Origin of the sequence: Schaalia sp. lx-260, from assembly GCF_021083645.1 — a bacterium.
In the GTDB taxonomy this organism is placed as follows: Bacteria; Actinomycetota; Actinomycetes; order Actinomycetales; family Actinomycetaceae; genus Pauljensenia.
The window spans coordinates 471,131-490,346 of sequence record NZ_JAJNRQ010000001.1; the positions used below are offsets into that span (position 1 = coordinate 471,131).

General features: G+C 50.1%; 14 protein-coding genes. 9 read left to right on the forward strand and 5 right to left on the reverse strand.

The window, feature by feature from the left end:
• Positions 1–224: 224 nt before the first annotated feature.
• The 5 genes from LRP57_RS01945 to LRP57_RS01965 form a co-directional block, all read right to left on the reverse strand.
• A complete protein-coding gene (locus tag LRP57_RS01945; RefSeq protein ID WP_231204528.1) occupies positions 225–1,850 on the reverse strand; it encodes a sensor histidine kinase in 1,626 nt (541 codons plus the stop codon).
• Entirely contained in the window at positions 1,847–3,694 is a 1,848-nt protein-coding gene (gene cydC / locus LRP57_RS01950; protein ID WP_231204530.1) for a thiol reductant ABC exporter subunit CydC, read from the reverse strand. Before cydC ends, LRP57_RS01945 begins: the two co-directional genes overlap by 4 nt.
• Positions 3,691–5,478, reverse strand: coding sequence for a thiol reductant ABC exporter subunit CydD (cydD, locus tag LRP57_RS01955; RefSeq protein WP_231204532.1), 1,788 nt, complete (start codon positions 5,476–5,478; stop codon positions 3,691–3,693). Before cydD ends, cydC begins: the two co-directional genes overlap by 4 nt.
• A gap of 102 nt (positions 5,479–5,580) precedes the next feature.
• A complete protein-coding gene (gene cydB / locus LRP57_RS01960; protein WP_231204534.1) occupies positions 5,581–6,699 on the reverse strand; it encodes a cytochrome d ubiquinol oxidase subunit II in 1,119 nt (372 codons plus the stop codon).
• A 17-nt stretch (positions 6,700–6,716) separates the two neighbouring features.
• Positions 6,717–8,258 carry a cytochrome ubiquinol oxidase subunit I gene (locus LRP57_RS01965; RefSeq protein WP_231204536.1) on the reverse strand — a complete coding sequence of 514 codons (1,542 nt, stop codon included), beginning with the start codon at positions 8,256–8,258 and terminating at the stop codon, positions 6,717–6,719.
• A 501-nt stretch (positions 8,259–8,759) separates the two neighbouring features.
• On the opposite strand from LRP57_RS01965, the gene LRP57_RS01970 reads away from it, so the two are divergent.
• The 9 genes from LRP57_RS01970 to LRP57_RS02010 all read left to right on the forward strand — a co-directional run bounded on the left by LRP57_RS01970 (position 8,760) and on the right by LRP57_RS02010 (position 19,153).
• Entirely contained in the window at positions 8,760–11,732 is a 2,973-nt protein-coding gene (locus LRP57_RS01970) for an Rne/Rng family ribonuclease (RefSeq protein ID WP_231204538.1), read from the forward strand.
• 196 nt (positions 11,733–11,928) lie between these two features.
• Positions 11,929–12,249: a 50S ribosomal protein L21 gene (gene rplU / locus LRP57_RS01975; RefSeq protein WP_231204540.1), complete on the forward strand. Its 321-nt coding sequence runs from the start codon at positions 11,929–11,931 to the stop codon at positions 12,247–12,249.
• A gap of 36 nt (positions 12,250–12,285) precedes the next feature.
• Positions 12,286–12,546: a 50S ribosomal protein L27 gene (rpmA, locus tag LRP57_RS01980; RefSeq protein WP_231204542.1), complete on the forward strand. Its 261-nt coding sequence runs from the start codon at positions 12,286–12,288 to the stop codon at positions 12,544–12,546.
• 259 nt (positions 12,547–12,805) lie between these two features.
• Positions 12,806–14,329 carry a GTPase ObgE gene (gene obgE, locus LRP57_RS01985; protein WP_231204544.1) on the forward strand — a complete coding sequence of 508 codons (1,524 nt, stop codon included), beginning with the start codon at positions 12,806–12,808 and terminating at the stop codon, positions 14,327–14,329.
• Positions 14,329–15,435: a glutamate 5-kinase gene (proB, locus tag LRP57_RS01990; protein WP_231204608.1), complete on the forward strand. Its 1,107-nt coding sequence runs from the start codon at positions 14,329–14,331 to the stop codon at positions 15,433–15,435. Before obgE ends, proB begins: the two co-directional genes overlap by 1 nt.
• Before the next feature lie 172 nt (positions 15,436–15,607).
• On the forward strand, positions 15,608–16,888 hold the full coding sequence (locus LRP57_RS01995; RefSeq protein ID WP_442984702.1) for a glutamate-5-semialdehyde dehydrogenase: 1,281 nt from the start codon (positions 15,608–15,610) through the stop codon (positions 16,886–16,888).
• Between the two features lie 34 nt (positions 16,889–16,922).
• The gene (gene nadD, locus LRP57_RS02000) at positions 16,923–17,552 is read left to right on the forward strand and encodes a nicotinate-nucleotide adenylyltransferase (RefSeq protein ID WP_231204548.1); all 630 of its coding nucleotides are present in this window, start codon (positions 16,923–16,925) and stop codon (positions 17,550–17,552) included.
• 278 nt (positions 17,553–17,830) lie between these two features.
• On the forward strand, positions 17,831–18,259 hold the full coding sequence (gene rsfS, locus LRP57_RS02005; RefSeq protein WP_231204550.1) for a ribosome silencing factor: 429 nt from the start codon (positions 17,831–17,833) through the stop codon (positions 18,257–18,259).
• A gap of 66 nt (positions 18,260–18,325) precedes the next feature.
• Positions 18,326–19,153: a histidine phosphatase family protein gene (locus tag LRP57_RS02010; RefSeq protein WP_231204552.1), complete on the forward strand. Its 828-nt coding sequence runs from the start codon at positions 18,326–18,328 to the stop codon at positions 19,151–19,153.
• Positions 19,154–19,216: the final 63 nt, after the last annotated feature.

Here is a 19,216-nt window from a genome sequence, read left to right on the forward strand (position 1 = left end):
GTACCGAGTGCTTCATGATGAGCCGAATGCGGAGATGAGCTCCTTCGTATTCCGTGAAACATTGATGGGGTCAGCGGACTTTTTGTTGAAATAATGGTGGGCAGAATCTTTTATTCGTGGCGCTTAGATGCTGCACCATATTTCGTGAGCTACTTCCTAGAGTAAGGGTGAAATAGCAGTCCGCTAGTTTTAATGGGCTAGCATGAACACCCAGAATACGGCCCCTAAGATAACGGAGCGCACCAAGTAATACGTGTACCACGTCCTCCAATACCATCTGACAGGGTAAAAGAACCTCCGTGCCTGCGAGCGCGTTCCGTCATATTCGATAAACCTGAATTACGGGTACGATGAGGGTCAATTCCTTGACCATCATCTGCGATACTCACATGAATCATGCCGTCAGATTCTTGCCCTGTCACATCAATCCGTACTTGACCCGCTGTTGCGCGTGCATGACGAGCAATATTCGATAAGCCTTCACGCACCACAGCAACTACATCATCACTGAGATCCAAACCTACACGGGCCTCCAGATCAGCAATCATATTTTCTTCATGATCTTCATCCTGATTGATAGCATGGTCATCCAGACAAATCAGCAGCGAAGGCGCAAAACCTAAAAATGATCGTGATAAAGAAGACTCACGACGCACACGTTCAACTAAGCCCACTGTCCGGTCTGGTTCACGTAAGTCATGGACAATTGCCCGTATCTGCCGTACTGCCTCGTCAATCCCCGCCAAAGAATGATCTAAAGCTGCGATAAGTGTTTCACGGTCTAAATCGCCCGCATGAATTTTTTGTTTCGCAGCATCAAGACGCATACCTGTGGCAAAAAGCTGCTGAATAGCAAAATCATGCAGATCTCGGCCAATACGGTCACGTTCATCAAGCAGGGAAGCCATATCCTCAGCATGACGGGCAGAAGCCAAAGCCAACGCTAAAGTCGCTTGAGAAGCCAAAGATTCAGCGAGGGTAAGCTCAGAAGAATCAAATTCTGGCGCTCCTTGAAGTCGCAGCAAAATAAGGACCCCAAGTGAACGGCCACGTGAACGCAGTGGCGCATACAATGCCGGTCCGAAAGTGGAAAGAACCGGTACCCTCAGCGACGTGGCGCGAGCTAAAGAATCCACGAGCATCCCGGTACCTTCGGCGAGGACTTGCATGGCTCGTCCTTCAGCGGGGAAAACCGCGCCGAGGATACGATCTGCGTCATGCCCTTCGGTGATTTCAGCGGCCCAGGTGTCTCCAACGGAAGGTAAAACGATTACTGCGGTATCTGCACGTGCTACTTCACGTACTGTTTGGGCGATAAGGACCAGCGCATCTTCCTCATCCGTGCCTTCAAGCATGGTTGTTGTCAGTGACTGCGATGCTGTGATCCATCGTTCTCGGCGACGCGCATCGGAGTATAGTTGTGCGTTTTCAACGCCTACCCCTGTGGCGTGGGCTAAGGCCTCAACGATATGTGCTGTATGTTCATTAAAACCATGATGTGTTCCTGTGAGGTACATGCGTGCGTACATTCGTCCGTGGACGAGGATGGGAACACCAAGGAAATTTTCTATCCCGCTAAGTTCAGGGTAGTCAGATAAATCATTGAAAAGGAGATGCCCTGATGTGGGGATTTGAACGATGAGTTCTTGCGGAATAACGGCGAGTTTTTCACCGTGCATGATTTCCATGACGGTATCACCCCACGTGTCGATGACAGAAAGAGTCCCGTGGCGTGCTCCTGCTAAATGACATGCTTGTTCGACGAGGGCTTTGAGGGTACGTCGTGAATCAAGATTTGATGTGAGGTCAAGTACGGCTTCTAAAAGCCGAAAGTCAGATTTTTCGCTCATACGTGTTCCTGTTCATAGGCCCATCGGTAGGTGTGTGCATGTGTCAGGAGTTCTTCATGCGTGCCGTGAGCAACTATTGTTGCAGGTGCTTGAGGAGTATCTGCACGGCGGTCCATGACAAGGACGGTATCAGCATTTTCTAGTGCACTGAGTCTGTGACTGATGACGAGGACTGCGCGACCCAGGTGGGGGCGTAAGAGTTCTGTCAGTAATGTGTCAGCAGTAGGTGTGTCAAGGTGTTCACTTGCTTCGTCAAGGAGCATGAGTGGGGCAGGGCAGGCCAGAGCACGTGCCATCAGTAGTCGTCGGCGTTCTCCGCCTGAAATAGTTGTTCCTGCGGTTCCTAGTTGCGTGTTCAGACCTTCAGGTAGTGACTGGAGCCATGTGTCGAGTCCTACGGCGGATAGGAGTTGTGTTGCTTCTGTCTTACTTAGATCAGCGCGTGCAACTCGTAGGTTTTCTAAAACTGTGGTGGCGAATATATGCGCATCTTCAGTGGTGACAGTAAGGGCAGAAAAAATGGTGTCGTAATCAAGGTCGGCAATGTTATGCCCGTTGAGTGTCACCGTTCCTGCGTGTGGTTTAAGTAGGCCCGCTAAAGTCAGCAGGAGAGTGGTTTTTCCAATTCCTGATGGGCCAACGAGGGCGATACGTTCATTGGTAGTTAAAGTGAAATTGAGGTCCTCGGCAAGGGTTGGGCCACCTGGCCATCCGATTGCTAGGTTGTGAGCGTTGAGGATTGTATGAGGCGTGGTTTGGCTGTTGTCCTCATCCTTGCTTTGCAAGGGCAAAAGATTCTCTGTGTTGCGCTGGTCCGTGGTGTCCTGCTTTGCTGGGGCATAGTGAGTATTCGGTGTGGTTGTGTTGCCTCCGAGGAGTTCGTTAATACGTACGGCGGCAGCGGCGGAGCGAACTAGCTGTGCAGTGGCTGCTGAGAGTTCGGATGTTGTTTCAAATACGGAAAGAGGTGTGAGGACAATGACTGCGAGGAGCACAGGGAATAAAATTCCTTGTGTTGTTGCAGGTATACCCACGATGAGTGCCCCTATGACAGCCATTCCCATGGAGAGTCGATCAATTCCGGCAGCCCATCCTTGCAGTTGAGCTGTCCGCCTTGTTGTGTGAGTAAGTTCTGATTCAGTTGCTGAAATTGTGTGGAGAAGTGCGGGGAGTTGGCCGGTTACCTGTAGGTAGGGCGCTCCGTCCATCACTGTTTGGATGCTGCTGGAAAGTTGTGTACGTGCACTTCGTGTGGCTTCTTCTACTGTGCGTGTGGCGTGCATAGTGACAAGAGGAACACACACGCCAGAGATTAAAAGACAGATCGCAAGTATGAGGGCAGCAGCTGGGCTGAGGAAAGCAATTCCAATGATTGTGCCTATACCAACGATGGTGGCAACGGCAAAAGGCAAAATACTTTTGACAACTACATCACCGACATCGTCAACATCTGCTCCGGCACGTGCGAGCAGGTCACCGCGTGTTATGTGTGTGATCGTGTCAGCTTCGTAATTGGCGAGGGTTGCGTAGATTCCTTGGCGCAGGTTATCCATTCCTTCTAGGGCCACGTGGTGGCTTGCTAGTCGGCCAAGATAGCGCATTAATGCTCGTAAAACTCCGAAGAGTCGTACGGCGACTGCGGCAACTGTTAGGTGGAGGACAGGTGGGTGTTGGGAGGCGCGGGCAATGAGCCATGCGGATGTTGCAGATAGGCTGATTGCTGATCCTAAGCAAAGACATCCCAGAAGGAGTGCGAGCGCAAATTGTGTGCGGTTGACGTGCAGGAGTGTGAGGATGCGGCGTAGCGCGTTTCGTTCAGTAGAGGTGAGGAACACGGTGGTCATCGCATGTTTCCTTTTGTCGCGTCAAGAAGTTCAGGGAGTTCAAAGTGTGCGTGCTCGTGTGTACTGGTTGCGGCGAGGATGGGCCAGCGTTCAAAATCTGCGGCTGTTGCTTCCTGCGCTTTGATTGTGATGTGTTTGTCAGCGATTGATACGAGGGTTTGGCGGTGTGCTATGACGAGTACTGTGCGTCCTTGCGCGCGTAAGTGTTGGAGTGTGTTGAGGATGATTTCCTCGGTTGCTGCATCAAGATGCGCGGTAGGTTCATCGAAAATTACCAGTGGCGCGTCTGATATGAGGGCTCTGAGCAGGGCGAGTCTTTGTCGTTGCCCACCGGATAGTCCGATGCCGCCTTGTCCGATAGGTGTATCCCAGCCTTGGGGGAGTTTGTGGAGGACGGTGTCAAATCCTGCGGCATGTGCTGCCTTGCTCAGTTCGTCCTCGTTGGTGTCATGAATGAGGTTTTCACGCAGGGTTCCGGGAATAATCATGGGGTTTTGTGGTACCCAACTGACTTGCGCCCATAAAGAATCCGGGTTGATTGTTGTTATGTCGATACCGTCAATACTGATCTGGCCTTGCTGTGGGCGGATGAGACCAAGCATAGCCATGATTGTGGTGCTTTTACCGACTCCTGAAGGGCCAACGAGGACTGTAAGGGTGGCGGGAGTGATTGTGGCATTCAGGTCTGCTGGAGCCCATACGCCGCGTGCGGCAACTGATACATGTGTGAAAGTGAGTGAAGCGGTTCGTAAATTGGGGCAGGGGAGTGAGTCTGATAGTTCTTGTGGGTGTGCTGTGGTTGTGATGCTTTGGGAGTGTGCCTCATTGGGGAGGGGAGTTTCTAATATGTCGAATGCGGCGTTTGCGGCGGCTACTCCATTTGCTGAGGCGTGGAATTGTGCGCCGACTTGCCGTAGCGGTTCAAATACTTCAGGGGCTAGCATGATGACTGCTAGGCCGGAAAACAGCCCGATATTTCCATAAACCAGCCGCATACCGACTTCAACTGCGACAAGTGCGACAGATAGGGTGGCGATAAATTCGAGGACACCGCCTGAAAGAAAAGCAATGCGTAGCGTTGCCATTGTGATTTTTGTGTTTTTTTGTCCAATTTTTGCGAGGTGAGGGCGTGGTGCTTGTGCGCGTCCGAGGGCTTTCAGAGTGGGTAAGCCGGCCATGAGGTCAAGGAGCTGTTGGCTGAGGTGTTGCATGGAAAGCAGACGCGCAGAGGAAGAATCTTGAGTGAAACGCCCTATGAGGATCATGAAGATCGGGATGAGTGGAACGGTGAGGGCTGCGATAAATGCTGACCAGAAATCAATGAGAAGAATAGTTGCTAATGCCAGTGGGGTTACTGTGCTGACAAGGATGAGTTGGGGGAGGAAGCGGACAAAGTAGGGGCCAAGATCATCGAGTCCGCGTGTGAGTAGTGTCGTGGTGTGGGTACCTTTGACAGCAAGCCAGCGAGGACCAAGTGCGATGCTGTGATTGATAACTGCTTGTCGGAGGTCTTTAATTGCGGAATCGGCTGCTTTATGTGCTAAGGATTCTCGTAGTCCAATTAAGAGTGCACGGATAATGATGACGGTAAGTAGGCCCCAGAATAATGGCATGACTGAGCTGAAAGTTCCTGTTTCCTCAACGATGGGGGACAGTGTTGCTGCTATGAGTATTGATTGTCCGATGACAAGAGCTGCAGTGACGAGGCCAAGAAAAGCTGTCAAAAGAATGTGACGTCGTGCGCTATGTGCATATCGTAAGAGTCGAGGATCCAAGGGGCGCATAGGTCGTATATGTCTTTCTCAGGTGTAACGATACAGTTATTATGCAGCGCAACGGGGTCCTGCGCTTTTGAAACACAGGACCCCGTTGTTGGTTGGTTGAGGTCAGCCTGCGAGGAAGTTCTGACCGAGTCGGATCTTCTTTGGTAGCAGACCCGCATTTTCTTCGATGTCATTGATTGACACACGATGGCGGAATACCCAGTAAGACCATGCCACGTAGATGAGAACCACGGGGACGAAGCATACAGCCACGATGGTCATGACGGTGAGCGTCGATGTTGTGGAGGATGCTTGGTCGATGGTGAGTGAGTAAGCCGGGTTGATGTACGACTTCATCACTGCTGGAGCCATTGCGCTGAAGATCCATGTCACGGCAGCTGCAATTGCCAGTGCGGAGAACAGGAAGGATTTTCCTTCTGAACGCAGCGCGGACTGTGAGAAAACTGCTGACAGGATCAAGCAGATTGCTGCTACAGCGAGCGGAATCCATGCAAAGACGTTTGATACGTAAACGAATTGACCCCAGATAACCCACACAGCTGCAAGGAGTGTAGCGACCAGTGAGAGTGGTCCTGCGAGTGTATTGGAACGTTCACGGACAGGTCCTTCAGTTTTGAGTGCGAGGAACTGTGCTCCGTGGGACAGGCAGATCGCTAATACGACTACGCCACCGAGGATGGTGTAGGGGGTCAGGAGTGAGAAGAAGCCACCGGTGAGCTGATGAACGGATGTGTCAAGCATTCCAGCGACTTTATCGGCGGCAACGACTTTACCGTCGCGTCCGACAACTTCAATAGCCATGCCCTGAACGAGGTTAGCGAATGCTACACCGAGTAGTACGGGGACAAGCGCAGCGCAGACTGTGTGAATACGGTCCCAGATAGTGCGCCATGTGGCGGTGGCGATCTTGGAACGCCATTCCAGAGCTGTGATACGCAGAATGAGGCATACGAGAACCAGGAAAAGAGCCAGGTACATTCCGGAGAACATTGTGGCATACCATTCTGGGAAGGCTGCGAATGTGGCGCCACCTGCGGTTAAGAGCCATACTTCATTGCCATCCCAGTGTGGGCCAATGGTGCGGACAACTTGGGTGCGTTCGCGGTCATCGCGTGCAACGAGTGCTGAGAGGACGCCAACACCAAAGTCGAAGCCTTCGAGGACTAAGTACATTGTCCAAAGGACAGCGATAAGGATGAACCAGAGAATAGAAAGTGTCATTGTTCCGCTCCTTTTCCTCAGTATCCGAAGGAGAGGGCATCATGATCTGAAGCCTCATCGGATGCGGATTTTGCGTGAATACCTTCAAGCGCGTACCGCTTGATGAGCAGGATCCAAATGACACCGAGTGCTCCGTAGAGAAGGGTGAAAAGTACCATTGTGGTACCGACTTGCCATGCTGGAACCTGTGAAGAAAGACCAAAATCAGTCATCATGAGGACAGAACCAACGGGATCGCCATTCATGAGGCCTTCGATATTTGGGTGAACAAGCCAAGGTTGGCGACCAATTTCTGTCATGATCCAACCAAATGATGCTGCAACAAATGGCATGGGGATACTCCACAAAGCAAAACGCCCAAGGGATTTCGATGTGGGGAGTTTGCCTTTGCGTGTAGCGATCAAGCCCCAAATGGCCAAAATGGCTGAGAATGCTCCGAAGATCATCATCAGGCGGAATGACCAGAATGTTGCCATTTGTGGAGGACGGAAGTCGTATTGTGAAGCGTCACCGTAGGTCGCAGTGAAATCTTTATTTGCGTTGAGCAGTTTGACCATGCGAGCTTGTTCATCGGCGATGCCTGCAACTGTCGCGTTGAAGTCGTTATGCGACATGAAAGCGGCTACACCAGGAATTTCAAGGAATTTCGTTGGCTGTGACTCGTTGTTGAGTGGGCAGTCACCGAATTGTGCGACGGTGAATGCTGCGCCTTGAGTATCAACACACACGCCTTCGGCGGCAGCCATTTTCATTGGTTGATACTTAACGAGGTCTTGTCCTTGGAAGTGTCCGGTGATTGCTGTGCCAAGACCGCCGATAATAACGACGATGAGGCCGAAGCGAGCGACAGGGTGCCACACATTGCGTGCTTCAGTCAGCCCTGCTTCGCCACCTTCACGTGCTGCGCGTGTCAGCCACCATAAAGCAAAGCCGGCAACTAATGTGCCTGAAACTAGCCAAGCGGAGGTGATGACGTGGGTGTATTCCCATACTAAGAGGGGGTTGAGTACGACTTCAATGAAACCGAATGTGGTGTTGAGTTCAGCTCGGCCAGTTTCGGGGTTGAAAACAGCGCCTGTGGGGTGCTGCATCCATGAATTTGCCCCGAGAATCCATAGAGCTGAAACTGAAGTGCCGATAGCGGTAAGCCAAATGGTGGCGAGGTGCCATCCCTTTGAGAGGCGTCCCCAACCGAAGATCCACAGTCCAAGGAATGTTGATTCAAGGAAGAATGCGAGGAGAGCTTCAACTGCAAGAGGAGCACCGAAGATATCGCCGACGAAACGTGAGTATTCCGACCAGTTCATGCCGAACTGGAATTCCTGCACGATACCTGTGGCAACGCCTAATGCGAAGTTGATGAGAAGAATTTTGCCAAAGAAGCGTGTTGCTTGAAGCCATGCTTCTTTGCCGGTTTTTACCCAGAAAGTCTGCATAATGGCAACTAAAAGGGAAAGACCGATTGTCAGTGGAACCTGGAGGAAGTGGTAGACGGTAGTGATACCGAACTGCCAGCGCCCCAGGGTCAGCGCATCTAACGCTGTCTGAGCGAGGGGCATGGTGATGCCTTCCGATCGGGATAAAAATTGATGGACCAACGTCCTGAAAAACAGAACGTCATGCCATAAAAATACCCTCAATTTGCGGTGCGTCAACTGCTTTTGGGACTAAATTCCGTGACAGTTTTTAGCAATATGTCAGGTAAAAGAAATGCTTCCTTTTCGTTATGCGGAAAATAGGATTCTGACACTGAATACACTATATAAACCTTACGTAATTAAAAGTGGGAAATATCTCAGCCTAAGCTTTCATCTGATGAGGTGGTACAAGCCACCTGAGGCTGCACTGCTTGCCAGAGTGAACTATGGGAGAATGAGAGTGAAGATGGGAGTCACGATCGCACCATCGTGACGTGAGTTAAGCGTCGCCCAGATATGTGCTTCATGAGCACGTGGACGTACTCTCCGCCACTGCGGACCCACAGGCTTTCCGCCCCCATGCGGGGCGAGTTCAGGAAGCTACCGTTGGTGCAGGACGGCTGCTTCACATATGGGAGAGACGTGTCTAACGATCTGAATTTGCCGGAAACTCCAGCGGCATCATTGCTTTTTCGTGCACCCGAATTTCAAGCTCCTACTTTTCAGGCAGCGCCACCGGTCAGTACCTATTCGGCAGATGAGCCTACTCGCTCAACTCGTACACGCCAGCTACGAAAAACAAAGAATGCGCCTTCTGGCGAAGAAAAATTTTCAGATTCTGAGTTTTCGGATGAGGAAACGACAACGAAAAATCGTCGTCGCCGTTCGGTCCTTACATCGGAGGATCTACACAATGATGATGAAACGACCCCTTCATATCGTCGTAGACGCAGGCGGACTGCTTCTTCTGTGAATGATGATGAGCGCACAGAAAAAGGAACTCAGCGTGCAGAATCTGACGATCAGAGCACGGATGCTACTGAGGAATTTTCTGCAGCTTCATTACAGGTAGAGGATGCTTTTGACGAGGAAGTAACGACCACTCGTCGTCGCCGTCGCCGCCGTTCACATGCGGTCGCCGATGAAGAAATGGACTCGACTGACCTCACAGATCAAGTGAAAGCGTTGAAAGGCTCCACGCGTCTGGAAGCAAAAAAACAACGTCGTCGTGAAGGTCGCAAAGAAAATCGTCGTCGTCATTCCATCACAGAATCAGAGTTCTTAGCGCGGCGCGAATCTGTTAATCGTGTCATGGTTATCCGTCATCAGGATGGATTAGATCAGGTTGCTGTTCTTGAAGACGACCTTTTAGTGGAGCACTATGTGGCCCGTCGAACTCACGGGACAATGGTTGGCAATATTTACTTGGGACGTGTACAAAATGTGTTGCCCTCAATGGAAGCTGCTTTCGTTGATATTGGACGGGGACGTAACGCTGTTTTATACGCAGGTGAAGTGAACTGGGATGCTGTTGGCTTAGAAGGCCGTCCTCGGCGTATTGAGTCAGCCCTAAAAAGTGGCGATCCTGTTCTTGTTCAAGTAACCAAAGATCCCATCATGCATAAGGGAGCGCGACTGACCAGTCAGATCACCCTTGCTGGACGCTATCTTGTGTTGATTCCTGGCGGTTCAATGATGGGTATTTCACGTAAATTACCTGAGAAAGAACGTCAGCGTCTGAAACGAATATTGAAACAGATAGTCCCTGACAATACCGGTGTGATTGTTCGTACCGCAGCTGAAGGTGCAACGGAAGAACAAATACGTGATGATGTGTCGCGCCTGACAAAACAGTGGGCGGATATTGAGTCAAAAAAGAATAATGGAAAGTCAGCCCCTGTTCTTCTGCGCGGCGAGCCAGATCTTGCTGTCCGTGTAGTGCGGGATCTGTTTAACGAGGATTTTGCTTCGCTGATTATTCAAGGGAAAGAAACCTATCAGCGGGTCAAAGAGTATGTCGAAGAATTATCTCCTGAACTGTCTGAGCGCGTTCAACTGTGGACCTCGCACGAAGATATTTTTGCCGCTCACCGCATAGATGAGCAGCTATCGAAAGGAATGGACAGAAAGGTTTGGCTGCCCAGCGGCGGTACTCTCATCATTGATCGCACGGAAGCAATGACGGTCATTGACGTAAATACCGGTAAATTTATCGGAGCTGGTGGCACCCTTGAAGAAACGGTAACGCGTAACAATCTTGAAGCCGCTGAAGAAATTGTGAGGCAACTGCGCCTACGCGATATCGGTGGGATTGTCATTATTGACTTTGTTGACATGGTTCTTGAATCGAATCGAGATCTTGTGTTACGCCGTCTTGTTGAATGTTTGGGTCGTGATCGTACACGGCATCAAGTCACAGAAATTACTTCTTTAGGCTTAGTCCAAATGACACGTAAACGTGCTGGTGAAGGCCTTGTTGAAGCTTTTTCAACAACCTGCCAGTCCTGTGAAGGACGCGGCTTTATCGTGCATCAACACCCCGTGGAAGCTGATGGAAGCCATGCCGGTGGTGCAAAGAGCACTCGTAAAAAGAAAAACATGGCAGAGCCGCGTCGCATTGAAGAAGGGCCTGAGCGTGAACGTGCCCGTGAAGCTTTGAGCGCTATCGCAGCGGCAACATCACAAAAAGATGATGCAACGTTTAACGCAACTGAGGAAGGAACGCCAGAGCCAGAAAAAACGGCAGATACTTTGTCGGAAGCACCGCGATCGGCACGCTCGCGCGGAAAGCGAAAACAGCCTATAGCTGATATGCATGAAGCTGAAAAAACGACAAGGCAACTCGCTGACCGTGAGGCGGGCGTTGAAAGTACTGAAGAAACCGTACAGACGCCCGTTACTTCAAAAACTCGTCGCGTTCGACACATGGTGACAGCGCCCGTGCTAGAACCTCCGATTACACAACCTGTGTCTGAGACGACTCAAGAAAATACTCAGAAACAGTCCGTTTCGGACATGTTGCAATCTGAGGAAGTAAAAGAAGCTTCCGTAACATCCTCATCTGCACAGGGGGAGGTACGAGGGCGAGCTCATACAACTCGTCGCGGACAATCGCATGACGAAACCTCGCGCAATCACGCGCAACAAAAGAAAACACGTCAAGCTGCTCGTCGAACTGTAAAAAAACAGTTCACTGATACGGATACTGCCGTGACAGGGGCATCGCAGGAAAAAGATGAAGTGAGTCTGGGTGAATATGCGGAGGTTGTCATAAGCGACCTCTCAGGTAGCAGTGAAACAGTAACCCAGCGGAAACGATCTGCGACTACCTCGACGGGGCGAAAAACATCACGAGGTAGCGAAAAATCTGGTCAGGTGAAATCCACCACTCGTCGCCGTCGGAGTGTAACGGCTCAGTCGATTGAGCCGGAAACATCAGAAAATCCGGTGACGCTGGAATTGCCACCGGTCCGCACAGGTACGAGTGCGCGCGCGATGGTAGCACTCAATGACATTATCTTGCCCGAGCGCACACAAGCGGCTCAACAGACTAAACGTCGCCGTCGAGCTGTGAGCACAGGGATAGTCTCACCAGAATCTACGGGGGAGGCATAGAAAGAGCTTTGATAGGGCATACGCATAAGAGGTGTGGAATCGCACAATCAAAATGAGTAATAAATGTCCCTGTCAGCTTGCTGTGACGAATGTTTTCAGCTAAATTTATACGTCGGCACAACGAGTGCCAACGGAATAACTATTGTCTGTTTACGTTCGACGTAAGATATGAATTCCGTCCCACATACCAAAAGAGATGAGCTTTAACGTGGTCTACGCGATCGTCAAGGCCGGCGGCCGACAGGAAAAAGTGTCCGTCGGTGACGTCGTTGTCGTCGATAAGTTGGCTGAGGAAATCGGTTCCAGCATTGAACTCCAGCCTCTGATGCTGGTTGATGGTGACAACGTCACTGTTGATTCTGCTTCCTTGGAGAAGGTCACCGTCAAAGCTGAGGTCGTGGACCGTGCGAAAGGCCCGAAGATCTCCATCATCAAGTACAAGAACAAGACCGGCTACCGTAAGCGCCAAGGTCACCGTCAGAAGATGTCGGTCGTCAAGATCACTGAGATCGCCTGACATTAGCTGGAGTACAAGCAGAAAGTAGGTGCTCTGATGGCACATAAGAAGGGCTTGGGTTCTTCCCGTAACGGCCGTGACTCGAATGCTCAGCGCTTGGGCGTGAAGCGTTATGGTGGCCAGTTTGTTAAAGCCGGCGAAATCCTTGTTCGTCAGCGTGGCACGCACTTTCACCCAGGTGAAGGCGTAGGACGCGGTAAAGACGATACGCTCTTTGCTTTGCGTGCTGGCGAAGTAGAATTTGCTACTCGTCGTGATCGCAAGGTTGTCAACATCGTCGAGTCTGTCTCAGCCTGAGACATCTCATACTTAAGAGGCGTTCGGCTTAGCCGGACGCCTCTTTACACATACGCGCTCTGTAAAACACTGTTTGACCAGAGCAGCTTGCATGCTGATGTCGCAGTTGTGATATGAATTCAGCCTGCATTTATACCCCGCGTACCTGACATAGTGACTACCACATATCTGATGCCTGAAGGAACGTAAATAAATATCTGATCTTGATGGTACGTACAGGTAGGGTTTATATGTATTAGGGTCGCAACTAGGAGGAAAAATGACGAGTTTCGTTGATCGGGTCACCATTTACGCTGCAGGTGGTAATGGTGGGCACGGAGTTGCCTCTGTGAAACGTGAAAAGTTTAAGCCTCTAGGCGGCCCAGATGGCGGTGACGGAGGAAATGGTGGATCCGTTATTTTGGAAGTGGATCCTCAAGTCACCACCTTGCTGACCTACCACCGCAGCCCGCATCAACGCGCCCATAACGGTACGCAAGGGATGGGAGATTTTCGTCAAGGAAAAAATGGCGAGGACATTATTCTTCCTGTTCCGGATGGAACAGTTGTAAAAACTGCTTCAGGTGAACTCCTCGCTGATATGACAGGGGCGGGCACACGCTGTGTGATTGCAGAAGGTGGACGAGGGGGCTTAGGGAATGCCGCTCTCGCCTCGAAAGCTCGGAAAGCCCCGGGTTTCGCTCTCCTTGGTGAACCTGGTGAGGAACGCCAAATAATTCTTGAACTTAAATCCGTTGCAGATGTTGCTCTTGTTGGATTCCCTTCGGCAGGAAAATCCTCACTTATTGCCGCGATGTCGGCTGCTCGACCGAAGATTGCTGATTATCCTTTCACCACGCTTGTGCCCAATCTTGGTGTTGTTCAAGCGGGAGATTCTCGTTTCACAATGGCGGATGTTCCGGGTCTTATCCCCGGTGCTTCAGCTGGTAAGGGATTGGGATTAGATTTCCTACGTCATATTGAACGTTGTGGTGTGATTGCCCATGTTTTAGATACTGCGGCTTACGAAACTGATCGTGACCCTGTGAGCGATTTACGTACCATTGAAGCAGAGCTTGCAGCGTATGAAAGTGATCTCGGAGTTGTTGAAGGCTACGTCCCGTTAATGCAGCGTCCACGCATTATTGTGCTGAATAAAATTGATATCCCCGATGGGCGTGACCTTGCGCAGATTACTCGTGCGGACCTTGAATCTTTCGGATGGCCAATACATGAAGTTTCAGCGGTATCGCATGAGGGCCTACGTGCTTTGTCATTTGTTTTAGCCACTATGGTTGAAGAACATCGAGTGCAATTACCTCAGGAAAAAACTCGTCAGATCCTGCGGCCTGCCCCTGTGGGAACTCGTCGTACCATTACTGTGAATGCTGTTCAACATGCTGGTGAAACAGTGTATCAAGTGCGTGGTTCTCAACCGGAACGCTGGGTGAAACAAACTGATTTCACTAATGATGAGGCTGTTGGCTACCTTGCGGATCGTTTGGCAGCTGCCGGTGTGGAGGATCTCCTTATGAAAGCCGGAGCAATCGCGGGGGATACTGTTGTCATTGGTGACTTGCATGAAGGTGTCCTATTTGACTGGGAGCCGACATTAACTACAGGTCCTGAACTTCTAGGTAGCCGTGGAACAGATATGCGTATTGACCAAAGCTCTCGTCCGACACGTCGAGAACGCCGTCAGCATTTCCATGAAGTCATGGACGCGAAAACTGCTGCCCGTGAAGAACTGTGGATGGATCGTTTAGCAGGAAAATGGGCTGGTCCCGATGAGGATGAATTGTGATGATGACGGAAGCGTTAGCGAAAGCGCGAAGAATTGTTGTCAAAATTGGCTCATCATCGTTAACTCGTGCAGATGGTGGCTTAAATCTGAATCGTATCGACACGGTTGCACGGTTGGCTGCTCAATGGCAGGGCAGTGGACGTGAAATCGTTATTGTGTCATCAGGTGCGGTAGCTGCAGGTCTTGCGCCTTTAGGATTGGAACGTCGCCCGAAAGACCTTGCTCATGTTCAAGCTGCCGCAGCAATGGGACAGGGACTTTTAATCGCTCACTGGTCAACTGCTTTTCAATCACATCATCGTCATGCGGCTCAAGTTCTTTTGACAACAGCCGATATTATGCGTCGTGACCATTACACGAATGCTCGGCAAGCTCTTGAACGTTTGCTGGCATACGGTGTTGTACCGATCATTAATGAAAATGATGCGGTGACTACACGGGAAGTGCGTTTTGGGGATAATGACCGTTTAGCAGCTCATGTGGCGCAGCTTGTAGGGGCTGATGTCCTCGTGTTGTTAACAGATGTGGACGGCTTGTACACGGCTCCTCCAACACATGAGGGGGCGCAGTTTATCTCTGAAGTGAAAACAAGTGATGATATAGCGGATTTACTGATTACAGGGGCTGGTTCTGCGGTTGGTTCAGGAGGAATGGTAACGAAAGTGCAGGCCGCTTCTATGGCAACCTGCGCGGGAATCGGTGTCATTTTGGCTAATGCAGATCAGATAGCTGATGTTTTGACTGGTCATCGTGTAGGCACATGGTTCCATCCCACTTCGTCACGACCTGCATCACGCACTTTGTGGATTGCTTACGCCGCACAATCTCAAGGCGAACTTTTCATTGATGAAGGCGCTGTACACGCGATCACCGTTGGGAAGAAATCGTTGCTTGCAGCAGGCATACGCGGGGTGCATGGAAATTTCATTTCAGGAGATGTCGTTGATATTGTTGGTGAAAAAGGGCTCGTAGCGCGCGGTCTTACCGCTTATGATTGGGAAACGGTCGAAGCAATTCTTGGGGGTAGCCGCGAAGATTTAGTGGCCCAAGGCTGGGAAAATCCGCGCCCTGTGATTCATCGTGATGATTTAGCAATCATCGTGTAAATACGAGCTTTTTGATACGGCATAGATCAAAACTTGCATGTTTATTCCTGCAAATAAGTGACGTGTTTCGTTTCCCTGTGTTTCTTGGCATCTCATATGGAGGGTAAGAACGTATATGCTATTGACATTTGTCGATGCGTATATGAAGGAAACGAGGGAGCGTAGTCCGATGATTCAAGAAACTGTGGACATTTCGGCTCTTACGCGGGCTGCGCGTCAAGCTGCGCGTCATCTGGCAGGGGCGAGTACGCGGACTAAAAATGCTGCTCTAGAAGCGATTGCGCAAGCAATCCTGCAACATAGCGACGAAATTTTAGAGGCAAACGCGCAAGATGTAGCTAAAGCTCGTTTGAGTGGAATGTCAGAAGGACTTATTGACCGTCTCATGTTGACAGTGCCTCGTCTGTGCAATATTGCTGAGGCTGTTCGCCATATTATCGGACTTGCTGACCCGGTTGGTCGTATTTTGCGTGGATACACCACAGAGGCAGGCTTAAGTGTGCAGCAAATCAGTGTGCCTATAGGTGTTATCGGCATGATTTATGAGGCGCGTCCAAATGTCACTATTGATGCGGCAACCCTTGCCTTAAAAGCAGGAAATGCCGTGATTTTGCGTGGGGGCAGTGCCGCTGAAATAACAAATCACACGATCATCACCGTTATGCGTGAAGCGGTTACGGCCGTGGGTTTACATCCTGATGTGATTTCTACTGTTGACCCGTGGGGGCGTGCGGGGGCAAAAGCAATGATGCGTGCTCATGGTGACATTGATGTACTTATTCCCAGGGGTGGAGCTAGCTTAATCCGTGCAGTGGTTCAGGAATCATGCGTTCCTGTGATTGAAACAGGAGTGGGGAATTGTCACGTATATGTGGATGCGGAAGCGGATTTGGATGCTGCTGAAAAAATCGTTATGAACTCAAAAACGCAGCGAGTAGGTGTATGTAATGCGGCGGAGACTTTACTTGTGCATTCTGCTGCTGCTTCGCTTTTTCTTCCTGTGATCGTAGAGGAGCTGACCAAAGCTGGGGTGAGTATCCATGCGTGTGAAAATACTCGTCGTATTCTGCGTGAATCTGGTCGAGATCAGTGGCATGGTGTTCTTCCTGCGCAAGAAGTGGATTGGGCGACTGAGTATTTATCTTTAGATATTGCTGTGAAGGTTGTGAAGAGTATTGATGAGGCGATCGAACATATTCGTACATACTCATCAGGTCACACTGAAGCGATCTGTACATCGAGTCTGCGATCGGCACAGCGTTTTCGTACGGAAATTGATGCAGCGGCCATTGCAATTAATGCGTCAACACGTTTTACGGATGGTGGGCAGCTAGGACTTGGTGCGGAAATAGGTATTTCCACACAGAAACTTCATGCGCGTGGGCCGATGGGTTTGGAAGAACTCACAACAAGTACATGGATTTTTGAAGGCCAAGGAACGGTACGGCCTTAAAATGCGTGTAGTAAATCAAGGTATTGTTACGGGGATGAAATCAGTGCCTCGTGAGCAAAAGAAAAGTTCTGCGCGCCCTGCTATTGGAATCATGGGTGGAACTTTTGATCCGATTCATCATGGTCACTTAGTTGCAGCGAGTGAGGTGATGGATGTTTTCGGTTTGGATGAGGTTGTTTTTGTGCCGACGGCTATGCAGCCTTTCAAGGCTGGCCGACGTGTGACACCTCCTGAACATCGCTACCTTATGACGGTTATTGCAACAGCTTCTAATCCTCGTTTTAGTGTGTCGCGTGTTGATATTGAGCGTGGGGGAACCACATACACTATTGATACTTTGACGGATTTGCGTGAGCAGTATCCTGATGCTGATTTTTATTTCATTACGGGTGCTGATGCTTTGGCGCAGATAGTCCAATGGAAAGAAGCGGATACTTTATTTGAGTCGGCGCATTTTGTTGGTGTGACACGGCCGGGGCATACGCTGGATGCTTCGGGGTTGCCGCGTTCTGCGGTATCTTTGCTGGAAGTGCCGGCAATGGCTATTTCTTCCAGTGATTGTCGGCTGCGGGTAGAACAAGGTAAACCCGTATGGTACCTTGTTCCTGATGGAGTTGTTCAATATATCAATAAGTATAATTTGTATCGAAACGTCAATAAATAGCACAGGGATACTGGGATAATCGCCTGCTATTCAATCGCCTATATTGACTATGTATCACGTATAGCACAGAGGTAGATTCTTCTGGCGATATGAGGAAATAAGTGGCGTGCGGATGTCTTTGTGATTTTTATGCACATTTGCTTGCGCGTAAAAGAAAGGCATTGTGGAAGCCTTGTAAAAGGAAGTTCCTGTGCGTTTGCAGGAGGGGAAAACCTGCTTGATTTAACGTACTCCGGTAGTATCCGTAAAGGAGTGCATCAACTAGTCAGAGGATGTATATGGTTTGTTCTGCTTTTACCACTCAACTTGCTCATCATGTGGCATGTGCTGCACACGATAAACTTGCAACCAATCCTGTTCTGGTGGATGTATCTGAGCGTTTAGGTTTAACAGAAGGCTTTATTGTGGCTTCGGCACCTACTGTACGGCAAGTCAAAGCAATTGCAGAAGAAATCATGGACGTTATTGCAGAAAAAGAGCATCTACGTCCCGTTCATATTGAGGGGCGTACAGAAGGCACGTGGGTTTTACTGGACTATGGCGAAATTGTTATTCACGTGCTGAAAGACGAGGAACGAGAATACTACGCACTTGAAAAACTTTGGGGAGATTGCCCGGTGTATTCAATGCAAGATCCAAGCCGAGGGGACGTTATTTCCTTGCCGAGTTATTCACCTAAGGGCATGACATATGCCCTTCATATGTGAGCTAATGGCTTGTATCAGATATGTGAGTGCGCAAAAGAAAGTGATAACGTGAGTACGCATACCCAAATGAAAAACCTATCTTCAGATCACCGAATAATTCAACAAGATACTTGTACTGTTGTGGGTGCGAAACGTATTGTTTTCTTGCGTCATGGGCAGACGGATTTCAATGTTCAGAGGCGTTTTCAAGGTATTGTTAATCAGCCTTTGAATGAGGTGGGATGTCAGCAAGCCCAGACTGCCTCTGCTTTATTAGCGGGATGGCTAGCTCTGCGTCAAAAGCAACGTAATTTCACTGAAACAGATGAGGGAAATCCTGCTGTGCGTATCGTGTGTTCTCCGTTGCTGCGTGCGGCGCAAACCGCACAGATTATTTCTGGAGTTTTTGCTGAACAAGGTCTTTTAGAAGGTGACGTGCTGGAAGATCCTGCCTTCATTGAACGTTCGTACGGGGTATTTGAGGGGCAAACGCTTGAAGAAGCAATGAGTAAATATCCAGAATATGTTGCACAGTGGCGGGAAACAGGGGAGAGTATCGAAGCGGGCGTTGAAGCGTCAGATCGTGTAGGGCAGCGGATGATGCAGGCTGCTTTATCTTATGCGCGGGGCGTGGCCGATGGTGGAACTTTGATTGTCGTATCACATGGAAGCGCTATTGTGCGCGCATTGATTGTGGCCCTTGGTTTATCTCCGCTGGAATTTGATGGATTACGCGGTTTGGAGAACTGTCACTGGTCTGAAATTGTGTTGACTGGCGGCGGTGGTTCAGGTGCCAGTGGCGGATTGTCGTGGCGTTTAGGTGTGCATGGCGTTGGTCAGACAGTGATGGGGGCTTATACGATAGATCTTGTTGGTGGGGGTTTATTCGTTGATGGCCTTGAGCGTGTTGGTTGACCATGTGAGGTCGGCCCAGGTGATGGCTTGTCCCCAGTGTTGTTGGCGGGCTTGGTTGGTTTC